The sequence below is a fragment of the Micromonospora costi genome (genome assembly GCF_003626655.1).
Classification (GTDB): Bacteria; Actinomycetota; Actinomycetes; order Mycobacteriales; family Micromonosporaceae; genus Micromonospora; species Micromonospora costi.
The window spans coordinates 745,323-758,275 of record NZ_RBAN01000002.1; the positions used below are offsets into that span (position 1 = coordinate 745,323).

The 12,953-nt window shown below is 74.2% G+C and carries 9 protein-coding genes; 3 read left to right on the top strand and 6 right to left on the bottom strand.

Features of this window, described 5'->3' with window-relative positions; translation table 11 throughout:
* Positions 1 to 133 precede the first annotated feature (133 nt).
* Positions 134 to 3,619: an ATP-binding protein gene (locus D7193_RS14145; RefSeq protein WP_377456355.1), complete on the top strand. Its 3,486-nt coding sequence runs from the start codon at positions 134 to 136 to the stop codon at positions 3,617 to 3,619.
* A gap of 596 nt (positions 3,620 to 4,215) precedes the next feature.
* Here the strand turns inward: D7193_RS14145 and D7193_RS14150 are convergent.
* Positions 4,216 to 4,908, bottom strand: coding sequence for a lysophospholipid acyltransferase family protein (locus tag D7193_RS14150; protein WP_120779935.1), 693 nt, complete (start codon positions 4,906 to 4,908; stop codon positions 4,216 to 4,218).
* Between the two features lie 645 nt (positions 4,909 to 5,553).
* Here D7193_RS14150 and D7193_RS14155 point away from each other — a divergent pair.
* Positions 5,554 to 6,396: a DUF308 domain-containing protein gene (locus D7193_RS14155; protein WP_120779936.1), complete on the top strand. Its 843-nt coding sequence runs from the start codon at positions 5,554 to 5,556 to the stop codon at positions 6,394 to 6,396.
* Positions 6,397 to 6,580: 184 nt separating this feature from the next.
* Positions 6,581 to 8,068, top strand: coding sequence for an alpha,alpha-trehalose-phosphate synthase (UDP-forming) (locus D7193_RS14160; protein ID WP_241563114.1), 1,488 nt, complete (start codon positions 6,581 to 6,583; stop codon positions 8,066 to 8,068).
* Between the two features lie 3 nt (positions 8,069 to 8,071).
* Here the strand turns inward: D7193_RS14160 and D7193_RS14165 are convergent, their stop codons facing one another.
* The 5 genes from D7193_RS14165 to D7193_RS14185 all read right to left on the bottom strand — a co-directional run bounded on the left by D7193_RS14165 (position 8,072) and on the right by D7193_RS14185 (position 12,921).
* The gene (locus tag D7193_RS14165) at positions 8,072 to 8,866 is read right to left on the bottom strand and encodes an alpha/beta hydrolase (RefSeq protein ID WP_120780402.1); all 795 of its coding nucleotides are present in this window, start codon (positions 8,864 to 8,866) and stop codon (positions 8,072 to 8,074) included.
* A 173-nt stretch (positions 8,867 to 9,039) separates the two neighbouring features.
* Positions 9,040 to 10,440, bottom strand: a complete 1,401-nt coding sequence (locus tag D7193_RS14170; RefSeq protein WP_120779937.1) for a flavin-containing monooxygenase — start codon at positions 10,438 to 10,440, stop codon at positions 9,040 to 9,042.
* Positions 10,441 to 10,536: 96 nt separating this feature from the next.
* Positions 10,537 to 11,244, bottom strand: a complete 708-nt coding sequence (locus D7193_RS14175) for an endonuclease/exonuclease/phosphatase family protein (RefSeq protein WP_120779938.1) — start codon at positions 11,242 to 11,244, stop codon at positions 10,537 to 10,539.
* A gap of 16 nt (positions 11,245 to 11,260) precedes the next feature.
* Positions 11,261 to 12,208 (bottom strand): ROK family glucokinase, encoded by a 948-nt coding sequence (locus tag D7193_RS14180; protein ID WP_120779939.1) that lies wholly within the window; start codon positions 12,206 to 12,208, stop codon positions 11,261 to 11,263.
* Between the two features lie 71 nt (positions 12,209 to 12,279).
* Entirely contained in the window at positions 12,280 to 12,921 is a 642-nt protein-coding gene (locus D7193_RS14185; RefSeq protein WP_120779940.1) for a hypothetical protein, read from the bottom strand.
* Positions 12,922 to 12,953 lie beyond the last annotated feature (32 nt).

Genomic DNA, 12,953 nt, shown 5'->3' on the forward strand with positions numbered 1-12,953 from the left:
GGCACTCTCCCTGATGTGAAAACTTACTGGTAGGGAAGACTAGCCCCGGCCGATCGGTCGCGATGCCCGCCCGCACGTCGGGTACCCGACTGGCCCCGGCCGCCGCGATACTGGGCTCTCTCGCCTCCGGGAGCTGGACATCGACCTCACCTGTGGACACTGCGCGCGCGCAGCTGGACCGGACGACCGCTTCTGCGGCGGGTGCGGCCAGCCGCTCACCGTCAGCTGCGCGCACTGCGGGCACGCCAACAGCACCGAGGCCAACTTCTGCACCAGCTGCGGGCAACCGTTGCGCGACCCCGTCGTCGTCATCAAGGAGGACCGGCGGCAGGTCAGTGTCCTCTTCGTGGACATCGTGGACTTCACGACGTACGCCGAACGGGCCGACCCGGAGCAGGCTCGCGGCCTGCAACAGGCATACTTCGCCACGGTGCGGCGTGTCGTGCACCAGTACGGCGGGGTGGTCGAGAAGTACATCGGCGACGCCGTGATGGCGCTGTTCGGCGCGCCGGTGGCCACCGACAACGACGCGCTGCGCTGCGTCCGCGCCGGCCTGGAGCTGCAACGCAACCTGGCCCGGCAGCCCGCGGGCCGGCAGCCGCCGCTGAGCTTCCGGGTGGGCATCGCCACCGGCGAGGCCCTGGTGGACCTCTCCGCCACGCAGGACGGCGGCCAGGCGTTCGTCACCGGCGACGTGGTCAACACCGCGTCCCGCCTCCAGTCGCTCGCCCCGCCCGGCGGCGTCGTGGTCGACGAGGCCACCTGGTCGGCCACCCGCCACGAACTGGAGTACGCCGACCGGCCGCCGGTCACCCTCAAGGGCCGTACGGCGGTGAGCCGGATCTGGCTGGCGCTGCGGGTCCGGCCGGACCGCGACCCCCGGACGGCCGAACTCACCCCCATGGTCGACCGGGAACACGAGCGCGGCCTGCTGGTCAACGCGCTGCACCGGATGGTGAATGAGCGGACGTCCCAGCTCGTGACGGTGTTCGGCCCGGCCGGCGTGGGCAAGAGCCGCCTGCTGCGCGAACTCGCCCGGCACGCCGCCAGCCTGCCCGGGCCACCCATCACCTGGTTGGTCGGCAACTGCCCGCCGTTCGGTGAGAACGTCACCTGGGCGGCGCTCACCGACATCGTGAAGGCGTGGGTGGGGGCGCCCGAGGCCGATCCGGTCACCCTGCGCGACCGGCTCCGGGCACGGCTCGCGCAGCTCGCCGACCCCCACGCCGTACGGCTGGCCGAGGCGCTGGGCCCGCTGCTCGGCGTACCCGGCGAACGGCTCGCCCCCGGCGAGACCGAGGCCGCGTGGCGGCGGTTCCTCCTCGTCCTCGCCGACGCCGGGCCGACCGTGCTCGTTTTCGAGGACATGCACTGGGCGGACCAGGCGATGCTCGCGTTCGTCGAACAGCTGGGCGCGACGGCCCGGAGCGTACCGCTGCTGGTCGTCGCGACGGCCCGGCCGGAGCTGCGGGAACGGAACCCGGCCTGGACCGGCACGATCAGCGGCGCCATGTCCATCTCGGTGCCGCCGATGCACGACTCCGACATCGACACCCTCTACTCGCTGCTGCTCGGACAGGCCACGCTGCCGTCGACGCAGCGCGCCCCGCTCATCGAGTTCGCCGACGGCAACCCACTCTACGCGCAGGAGTACGCGCGGATGCTGCTCGACGGCGGCCTGCTCGACCCGGTCAACTCGGCCGGCGCGCCCGACCCGGCCGGTGGCCCGGAGATGCCCCGTACGGTCCAGGCGGTCATCGCGAACCGGCTCGACCTCCTGGACCCGGCCGACCGGGCGGTCCTGCACGCCGCCGCGGTGGTCGGCATCCAGTTCTGGGCCGCGCCCGTGGCGACCGCCCTCGGTCGGCCGGTCGAGTGGGTGGAGCGGGCGCTGGACCGGCTCCAGCGCCGCGACCTGGTGTACGAGCAGGACACCTCGACGATGCCCGGCCAGTCCGAGTACCGGTTCCGGCACATCCTCGTGCGCGACGTCTGCTACCAGCGGCTCCCCCGCGCCGAGCGGGTGGTGCGGCACCAGCGCACCGCCGACTGGCTGGAGCAGCTCGCCGACGGCCGCCTCCACGACCTGGCCGAGGTGCTCGCCAACCACCGCTGGGCGGCGCACGAGATCGCCCGGACGGTCGGCCTCGACACCGGCCCGTACGCCCCGGCCGCGCGGGACGCGCTGCACCGGGCGGCCCGCCGGGCGTACGCGTTGCACGCGCTGGACACCGCGGCCACGCTGGTCGGCCGCGCGCTCGCCCTGGACCTGCCGCCCGACCCGGCGCTGGAACTCCTCGACGCCGAACTGGCGCTGTACCGCGACGGCGACGCGTTCCTCGTCGCCGGTGGGACCGACACGCTCACCCGGCTCGCCGAACGGCTCACCGCCGCCGGCGACCGGACGGGCGCCGCCCGGGCCTGGACCCTGCTGGCCACCGCCGCCTGGAGCCGGGCCGACCGCCCCGCCACCCTGCGCTGCCTGGACCGGGCCATCGGCATCTACGACGAGTTGCCGGACAGCCAGGAGAAGGCCGGCGCGCTGCTGGAACTCGCCCGCGTCCACATGCTCAACGCGGAGAACGAACCGGCCTGCGAGGCGGCCCGGGCGGCGGCAGCCCTCGCCGAGCGGCTCCAACTGCGGGAGGCGCAGGCCAACGCGCGGATCACGCTCGCCGTGGCGCGCTACATCACCGGCTCCGCCGAGGCGTACGCGGAACTGGCCGAGGTGACCGAACACTGCCGGGTGGAGCGGCTGGCGAGCCGCCGGCGGGCGGTGCAGAACCTCGCCTGGGCGTTGCAGGAGGAGGGTGACCTCGCGGGGTCGACGCGCCTCGTGGACGAACAGCGGACCCTCGACCTCGGCGGCGAACACAGCCTCGCCACGAGCTTCGCCGACCAGTGGACCCGGGCGTACTACGCGGGCGAGTGGACGTCGGCCCTGGCCATGGCGGCGGAGTCGACGCGCCGGCCGACCGCCGAGTGGGACCTGCACATCGTGGCGGTGTCCGGGTGGATGCGCGGGCTCGGCGCGGTACGCCGACCGGACCCGCCGGAGCCGGACGGGGACGGCCCCGACCTGGTCGAGCAGGCCGTGGTGGCGGCCCGCCGCAGCGGATTCCACCGCGTGCTGCGGTCGACGTTGGCGCACGCCGCGCTCTGCCGGGCGGTGGAGGGCCGCCGCGCCGAGGCCATGGCGCTGCTGCGCGAACTGGAGGAGGACTGGCGGCGCACCCGGATGATCCCGTTCGCCGAGTGGGTGCCGGCGGTCGGGCACGTCGCCGGTGTGCTGGGCACCGAGGCGGCCCGGCTCGTGCGGACGCTGCTGGACCGGGCGCCCCGGACCACGCCGTGGGCCCGGGCCGCCGGGCAGGTCGCCGACGGCGTGCTGGCCGCGTCCGCCGGGGACGCCCGTACCGCCGCCGACCTGATGCGGGCCGCGGCGCGCAGCTACGCCCGGATGACCGACGTCACCGACGAGATCATCACGACCGCGCTGTCGATCGGGCCGCTGACCGCGGCCGACCCGGCCGGCGCGGCGGCCGCACGGCAGCAGCTCGAGGAGTTCGCCACCCGCAACAAAGCCCCCGGCCTGCTCCGCCTGACCGGTCTCCCCTAACCCCGCGCCCTCCCTCCCCCACGCGCCCTCCCTCACCTCTCCCCCGCGATCTTGCAGTTTGTGCCCCGGCATATGCCGCGAAGACCCTATAACGGGGGCCGAAAGTGCAAGATCGCGGGAGTGGGGGGCGGTGGCGTGGGGCGTGGGGCGTGGGGCGGCGCGGCAGGCACGGCGGTGATCTCGCGGGGTGCTGGTCGGCGGGATGTGGCCGGGCCGGCGAGCCGGTGTAGATCATGGACGGGTGGGCCGGCCTGGCGGTGGGCGGGGGTCGGGGTCTTGATCGGGCTTGGGTGGCGGCTGGTCCGAGGGGATCGACTCCGGTTCCCTGTATGTCGCGGTATCCAACCCTCGCCGACACCGCGACTTCCACGAACCCGAGTCGATCACCCGCTCGTGCGGCAGGCCGGCCCGCTTGATCGACTCCATTTCGCCGATACGGCGGGGTCGACGCGGCCGGGATGCCGCCACATCGGCGATCTGGTGTGGATCACACCCGGCCCGTCCTCGAAGCGGGTCATCACGTCGCACCCTGCCTACGGCGGCCGGCCGCGAGAGCGCGACGGCCGCGAACGGGCACGGACGGGCGACCGCAGCGGTCAGGCTGCTACCGGGGTGGGGGGTTGGGTTTTGATCTTCTGGGCGTAGATGTCGACGTACTCGCGGCCGGACAGCTCCATGAGCTCGTACATGATCTCGTCGGTGACCGCACGCTCGACGAACCGGTCGCCGGCCATGCCGCGGTAGCGGGAGAAGTCCAGCGGGGCGCCGAACCGGATGCGCACCCGCGCGATCTTCGGGATCAGCTTGCCGGGCGGTTGGATCTCGTCGGCGTTGAGCATCACCACGGGCACCACCGGCGCGCCGCTCTCCAGGGCCAGCCGGGCCACGCCGGTCTTGCCCCGGTACAGGCGGCCGTCCGGTGAGCGGGTGCCCTCCGGGTAGATGCCGGCCACCCCGCCGGCCCGCAGCACCCGCAACTGGGTGTCCAGCGCGGCCCGGGCGGCCCGCCCGCCCGAACGGTCGACCGGGATCGTGCCGGTGCCCACGAAGAACATCTTGGTCAGCCAGCCCTTGATCCCCTTGCCGGTGAAGTACTCGGCCTTGGCGACGAAGGTGACCCGCCGCGGCACGATCAGCGGCGTGAAGATCGAGTCGGAGAAGGAGAGGTGGTTGCTGGCCAGGATCACCGGGCCGGTCTCCGGTACGTGGTGCAGGCCCTCCACCTGCGGGCGGAAGATCAGCCTCAGCAGCGGCCCGAGGATCACGTACTTCAGCAGCCAGTACAGCACCGGCGTCCTCTCCCAGTGATGGTCCCGACGGCACGGGACGCCCGGCCCCGGTGCACCGTCGTCGCGCACGAGCCTACGAACCCGGGCCCGCCGCCACAATGGACGCGCGGCCCACCGGCGAGGTCGGGCCACACGCCGCCGGCTCGGTCATTCCTCGGACGGTCGACGAGCCGGCCCGGGCCGACGGCGGGACAGGTGCCGCGCGACGTGCCGCCCGACGTGCCGCAGGGCTGCGGGCTGCGGGCTGCGGACTGCGTGTACCGGGCCACGTCGATCACGCCGAACGCCATCCCGGCGCGCGCTCCGACCGGGCGACGCCACCCGCCACCCGCTATCTTGTCAATTGGGTACCCCTGGCCGGGAAGATACGAATGCGCCCACGCCCGGCGACGACGAGGCCGGCCGACCGGCACCGACACCACCGCCCGCACCGGGCGCTGTCGCCCACCAGCCTCCTGACGCACTTCGCACAAACAGACAAACGGGCGCGGCCACGACCAGCGTGACGGTCGCTGACTTTGGAAGACGCGACACAACGCACTCCCGGAACCGGGTCGGGACGTGTCACGATTCAAGGCACGGCGCGCGTGTCGCGTCGGAGGGGGCTGGGGCGGCCGCGCGGAGGCGCGTTGAGGAGGGTGTCCGGTGTCAGCGGGTGGGGCCCGCCGGGGGCGGCGGGACAACGGGCTCGACGCGAGCGAGTACGCCGTTGCCGGCGACGTCGATCCGCGCGTCGGCGAACACCTGCTGGACGTGCTGGCCGCCGGCGGCATCGCCGCGTACCTCCAACCGTCGGCGGACCTGAACCCGGTCACCCGCACCACCACCGTGCCAGCGCGGCCGGTCGACCGGCTCTACGTCGACCGCACCCACCTGACCACCGCCCGCGACTACCTCAACCAGCTCACCGACGAGGTGTCGCCCGAGCCGGCGCGAGCCGACGAGCCGGACATCGAGGCTGAGTGGGCACGGATCGTGGCCGGTTTCCACGCGACGCCCGCCGCCGGTGACACCCCCTGGCCGGCCGCGGAGGACATCGACGACCCGCCGGAGTCGACCGCGGGGCCGGTAACCCGCTCCGGCACCGACGAGGCCGGGCCCACCGCGACGGACGTCCGCCGGCTGCCGTACGCGGCCGACCTCTCCGGGGTCTCCGTCGGGCGCACCGACCGCACCGACGAGCCGTCGCTGCTCGACGGGCTGGACACCTTCGGCGCCGACCTGCCCGACGACGACGAGGAGGAGGGCTACACGCCGCCTCCGCCTCCGCCGCTGCCCCGGTTCTCGAAGTACGCGGTGGTGGGCGTCCTGGGCGTCGTGGTGGGCTTCGTGCTCTTCCTCTTCCCGTCCCTGCTGCCGGTGGACCGCTCGGTGGTCACGCTGCTCGGCTTCACAGGCATCCTCGCGGGCTTCGTGACGCTCATCTGGCGGCTGCGTCCCGGCGGTGACGACGACGAGCGCGACCCGGACGACGGCGCCGTCGTCTGACCCGCGCACGGATCGCCACCTCAGGGTCACCGACCGCATCGCGGGACGGCCTCGGGTCAACACGGGTGTGACAGTGGTGTAACTTACGGTTAGTAGGAATACCGCCGTACGTCACTTCCTCCGCTGACTGACCGGTTGTTCCTGGCTCGTGGCGGTCAGTCCTCTGCTGATCGGAATGCCCGAGATGCGACAGAGTTCCCTCGTGGTGGTGGCCAACCGCCTGCCCATCGACGACAGTGTGGCCCCGGACGGCGCGTGCGAGTGGCGGCGCAGTCCCGGCGGCCTCGTGAGCGCGCTCCACCCGCTGCTGCGACATACCCCGGCGACCTGGGTCGGCTGGGCCGGCGGCACCGGTCCGGCGCCCACCCTGCCCGACGTGGACGGCGTACGGATGCGCACCGTGCCGCTCACCCCGGACGACCTGCGCGACCACTACGAGGGGTTCGCCAACGCGACCCTCTGGCCGCTCTACCACGACGCGGTCGAGCAGCCGCAGCACCACCGGCGCTGGTGGGAGGCGTACCAGCGGGTCAACCGCCGCTTCGCCGAGACCGCCGCGGAGGTCGCCGAGCCGGGTGCGGTGGTCTGGGTGCAGGACTACCACCTGCACCTCGTGCCGGGCCTGCTCCGGGCGCTGCGACCGGACCTGCGCATCGGGTTCTTCCTGCACGTGCCGTTCCCGCCGCCGGAGCTGTTCATGCAGCTGCCGCGCCGGGCCGAGCTGCTGCGCGGGATGCTCGGCGCGGACCTGGTGGGCTTCCAGCGCGCCCAGGCCGCGCACAACTTCGCCCAGCTGGTGGCGAAGGTGCTGCACCTGCCGGCCACCGACCGGCGGATCGGGATCGACGACCGGGTGGTGCGCATCGGGGCGTTCCCGGTGTCGATCGACACCGCCGAGATGGCCGCGCTGGCCGCCCGGCCCGACGTGGCCGCGCGCGCGGCCCGGCTGCGCCAGGACCTCGGCCGCCCCGAGCACGTGATCCTCAGCGTCGACCGGATGGACTACACCAAGGGCATCGAGCAGCGGCTGAAGGCGTACAGCGAGCTGCTGGTCAGCGGGCACGTCAAGGTCCGCGACACGGTGCTCGTGCAGGTCGCGGTGCCCAGCCGGGAACGGGTCGGCCAGTACCAGATCCTGCGGGAGCGGGTGGAGCGCGAGGTCGGCCGGATCAACGGCGAGTTCGGCCGGGTCGGCGAGCCGGCGATCCACTACCTGACGCAGCCGTTCGACCGGGCCGAGCTGGCCGCGCTGTACCGGGTGGCCGACGTGATGGCGGTGACGCCGCTACGGGACGGGATGAACCTGGTCGCGAAGGAGTACGTGGCCGCCCGCGTCGACGACACCGGCGCCCTGCTGCTCAGCGAGTTCGCCGGGTCCGCGGCCGAACTGCCCCAGGCGTACCTGGTCAACCCGCACGACCTGGAGGGGTTGAAGGAGGGGCTGCTCGCCGCACTGCACGCCGCCCCGGCCGACGTCCGCGAGCGGATGCGGGCCATGCGCGCCCACCTGCGCGAGCACGACATCCGGGCGTGGGCCCGCTCCTACCTCAGCGCGCTGGACCAGACCGGCGCGCTGGTCGACCGGCTCACCACGCCCGGCGACGCCCCGGTCGCCGTGCCCACCCAGCCGGACCGGTCGGCCGTCCGGGCCGACCGGCGCGCCGGTGGCTGAGCCTCAGCGGGCGGCCGGTTCCTTCTCCAGCCAGTCCAGCAGGGCGTCGACGGGTTCCCGCCAGCGGGCGTCGAGCATCAGGTCGTGCCCCATGCCGGGGAACAGCAGCGGCGCCGAGCCGTACCGGCGGGCCGCCCGCGTGAGCGCGGACGCCGGCACGACCCGGTCGTCGGGGCTGCCCAGCACCAGCACCGGCGGGTCACCCACCGCCGGCTCCGGGTCGGGCGCGCTCAGCAGCTGCCACTGAGCGCGTCGGCTCGCCCGGCCCAGCGCCGACACGTACCGGCGGGCCTCGCCCTCGGGCAGCTCGCGGCTGAACAACTGACCACGGCTGAGCCGCAGGCGCCCACCCACCACCGCGGGCAGCGTGCCGGCGGGGTTGCGGCGCAGCGCCGCGCCGAACGTCCCCCAGCCGCCGAGGACCGGCGCCACCAGCACCGCCGCCCGCGCCGGGTAGCGAGCGAGAGCGTGTGCCACCACGAGGGCCCCGGCACCGTGCCCCACGAGCACCGCCTGACGCGGCAGGCCCGCCGCCACCTGCACCACGTCATGGACGTACGCCCGCAGCGACGCCTCCGGCGCCGGCTCGCTGTCGCCGTGCCCGCGCAGGCTGACCGCGTACGCCGGGAAACCGCGCGACGCCGCGTGCCCCAGCCAGTGCTCGGCGAACGCCCAGGCACCGTGCCCGTAGCCGGGTACGAAGAGCAGCGGCGGCCGCCCCTCCTCGAGGTCGGGGGTTGCGCTGCGCACCTCGCGCCGGACCGGCCGCACCGGCCGCGCCCACTCCCGCCCACGCATGATCCGCACGGTGCTCACCGAGCCAACCTTCCGCTCACGACTGCGGGGCTCGCAAGCTCACTCCTCGCGCTCACCGAGCCAACCTTCCGTTCACGACTGCGGGGCTCGCAAGCTCACTCCTCGCGCTCACCGAGCCAACCTTCCGTTCACGACTGCGGGGCTCGCAAGCTCACTCACTTGCCCTCCAGGGTGTCGAGGGCGCGCTGGACGGCGCGCAGGTAGTCGGCGTGGCCCACCTCGAACCAGTGGCGGCTGCTGTCCTTCACCGGGCCCGAGTAGCGTTCGCCCGCCCGGGACTGGACCGTCGCGGCGAACGCGGCCGCCCGCTCGGGACGGGTGCGGCGCGCCTGGAGCAGCCGGGCGAAGAGCACCGCCTGCCAGTGCGACAGGGGGAACACGCCGGAGTCCGGCTGGAGCAGGCCGACCACGGCCAGGGTCGGGTGGCCCGGCGCGAACGCGTTGAGCCAGAGCGTCGGCCGGCCGGTCCCCGCGTCGTCGCCGAGCACCTTCGGGTCGAGGAACTCGAAGCGCGGCAGGTAGCCGGTGGCGAACACGATCAGCTCCGGGTCGATCTGCCGGCCGTCGGTCAGCTCCACCCCGTACGGGCCGAACCGAGCGACGTCCGGCACGGGGGTGATGGCGCCGTGCCCGACGTGGTAGACGAGCTGGCTGTTCGCGATCGGGTGCGTCTCGTAGACCCGGTGGTCCGGCTTCGGCAGGCCGAACCGGGTGAGGTCACCGACGGTCAGGCGCAGTGTCCAGTGGTAGAGCCACTGCCGCACCCGCAGCGGCACCCGCAGGGCGAGCAGGGTGTCGTTGACCTGGTCGGCGGGCCGGCCGAACACGTACTTCGGGGCGTACCAGTACCCGCGGCGGGTGGAGTGCCAGCAGTGCGACGCCTGCTGGGCGGCCTCGACGGCGATGTCGCAGCCGGTGTTGCCCGCGCCGACGACCAGGACGCGCTTGCCGCGCAGCTGCGCCGGGTCCTTGTAGGACGAGGCGTGCATGACCTCGCCGCGGAACTCCTCCAGCCCCTCGTAGCTCGGCAGCTTCGGCGACCAGTTGTGCCCGTTGGCGATCACCACGGCGGCGTAGCGCGAGGTGCGCTCGGGGCCGTACCCGCCGGTGCTGCGGGTGGTGACGTCCCAGCGGTCACCCTCGACCGGCTCGACCCGGATCACCTCCGTGCCGAACCAGATGTGCGCGCGCAGGTCGAAGTGGTCGGCGTACCGCTCGAAGTAGGCGAGCAGCCGGCTGTGGTGCGGGTAGTCCGGCCAGGAGTCCGGCATCGGGAAGTCGGGGAACTGGGTGAACGGCCGGGACGAGATGAGGTGCGTACTCGCGTAGACCGGGCTGCGGTCGTGCCGCCAGTTCCACGCTCCCCCGACGCCCGTCTCCCGTTCGTAGCAGTCGACGCCGAACCCGTGCTCGCGGAGGTTCTTCACGGCGGTCAGGCCGCTGGGGCCGGCGCCGATGACGCAGACCGTGTCGCCCCGGTCGGAGACCGGGCGACCGTCACGGCTCAGGGCGAGCGTGCTCGCCTCCGGATCGGGCCGGTCGGTGGAGGTGGACACCGAATATCTCCTTTTGTGCGGCACGGGTGCCGGGTCGCCGCGAAATCCTCTCCACATCGGAGCCGGTTGTCCAGCCCCGGCACGCCGGGCGACGGGTCAGTCGGTGACCGGCAGCAACAGGTCGACCACGATCGGGAAGTGGTCGCTGGCCCGGCGTGTGAGCGGAGTGTCCACCACGTCGTAGTCGACCACCGTGATCCGCGGGTCGACGAAGAGCGCGTCGATGCGCCGCCGGGGGTCCGCGCAGGAGTAGGTGAGCCGGTCGGCCCGGTCCGCCGCCACCGCCGCGTCGGTCAGCCCGCGCGCCACCGCGGCCCAGGCCGGGCCGTCCGGTCCCTCGTTGAGGTCCGCGCCGGCGATCACGGGCGTACCGGCAGCGTCCAGCTCCCGTTTGAACAGGGCGGCCTGCGCGGGACGTTCGGCGGGGTCGGTGGACAGGTGTGAGCCCGCCACCGTGAAGCGGGCGCCGCCGGCCACGGCGCATTCGGCGTACGCGGCGCCGCGCAGGTGCCGGCCGGGTGTCAGCGGGAAGCGCTGGTCGCGGGTGGCGAGCACCCGGACCCGCAGGCTGGTCAGCAGCAGGTTGCCCAGGGCGGGCAGCCCACCGGCGGCCACCACCAGCCCGAACGCGTCGGCGAGCGTGGCGCAGCGCTGCCGCCAGCGGAACCGCCGCGGCCCCTCCTGCACGATCACCACGTCGGGGGCCGCCTCCCGGACGACCGCGGCCAGCGCGGCCGCGTCGTCCCGCTGGCTGTGGATGTTGTACGAGACGACGCGCAGCGGCACGCCCGAGCTTCGCGTCACCGTCCCGTCCCGGGCCTCAGATCCGGCGCGCCAGGTCGGCGGCGCCGATGACGCCCGCGCGGTTGCCCAGCTCGGCCGGGCGGATCTCGGCGACCGGCAGGCGGCTGCGCTGGGCGAGCGATTCGGTGTACGACCGCCGCGTCGGGCCCATCAGCAGGTCACCGGCGTCGATCACGCCGCCGCCCACGACGAGGACCTGCGGGTCGAGGATCTGGGCCATGTCCGCCAGGCTCGTGCCGAGCCAGCGGCCGACCTGGGCGAACGACTCGGTCGACACCGGGTCCCCGCCCTTGGCCGCCGCGGTCACCATGGGGCCGGTGATCGCCTCGGCCTCCCCGCCGGCCAGCTCCAGCAGCGCGGCGGCCCGGTGCGGTTCCTGCCGGGCGGCCGCGCGGGCGAACCGCACCAGCGCGCTGCCGCTCGCGTACTGCTCGATGCAGCCGAGCCGGCCGCACCCGCACTGGTGGCCGTCCGGCACGGTCAGCATGTGGCCCAGCTCGGCCGCGATGCCGTGGGCGCCGCGGACCAGCTCACCGCCGAGCACGATGCCGCCGCCGACGCCGGTGCCGATGGTGAACATGACCATCGAGTCGTCGGCGTGCCGGGCCGCGCCGTGCCGGAACTCGGCCCAGGCGGCCACGTTGCCGTCGTTCTCGACGATCACCGGCAGGCCGACCTTGCCGCTCACGTAGTCGCGCAGCGGCTCGTCCCGCCAGGCGAGGTTCGGTGCGAACAGCACCGTGGAGCGGCTGGCGTCGATCCAGCCGGCCGCGCCGATGCCGACCGCCTCGATCGACCGCCCGCTGGCCAGCTCGACCACCAGCTCGGTGATGACGTCCCGGGTCTTGGCCACGTCGTCGGCGGGAGTGTCCCGTCGGGCGTGCACGAGCACCGTGCCGGTCTCGTCCACGACACCGCCGGCGACCTTCGTGCCACCGACGTCGATCCCGATGGTCAGCGTCACCGCTGCCGCTCCCCTCTGCTGTGCTGTCCGCCGCGCACCGGAAGTGGCCGGTGAGTGCCGGATGTCCCTGGTCAGGCGCCGTCGCCGGACACGTCCGCGCCCGCGTCGCCGGGCGCCCGCGAGGCGGGCACCACGGGCCGGTCGGCCGCCGACGCGGCCGGCCCGGCCTCGTCGACGGGCGGCGCCGCGGCGGCCGGGACGGTCGTGTCGTCCGCCCGGGTCGCGGCGGACCACACGTCCCCCTCCGACGCCGGCTGAGAATCATGCCCGCTCCGGGTGGCCTCGCGCCAGACGAGATCGTCGTCGGAGCCGGCGGCGGCCGTTGCGGAGGACGCGGCGGCCGGCTCCGGGGGCTCGGCGGGCGGGTTCGCGGAGGCGAAGGCGCGCAGGAAACTGGCCACCCCGGCGGCCAGATCGCCCGCTCCGGTGGCGAGTCGCTCGGCGAATTCGGGACTCGGGTCGCGCAACGCGGCGATACCGCGGCAGACCGGGCACACGCAGCATTCGGGCGCACCGGTGGCGAAAGCCCCCGCGGTGGTGCCGCCCGCGCCACCCGGCTGCGCGCTGTGACCGAGGACACCGGCCACGATCCCGCCGAGTGGGCCCCAGGGACCCGCCGACGGTCCGGCCGTGGCCAGCCGCGCGGTCGCCAGCAGCGTGGCGACGAGCCGCTCCGCCTCCTCCCGGGCCGAGCCCGGATCCGTTGCCACCATGGTCGACTCCTCTACCGTGGCGGCCGGGCCGC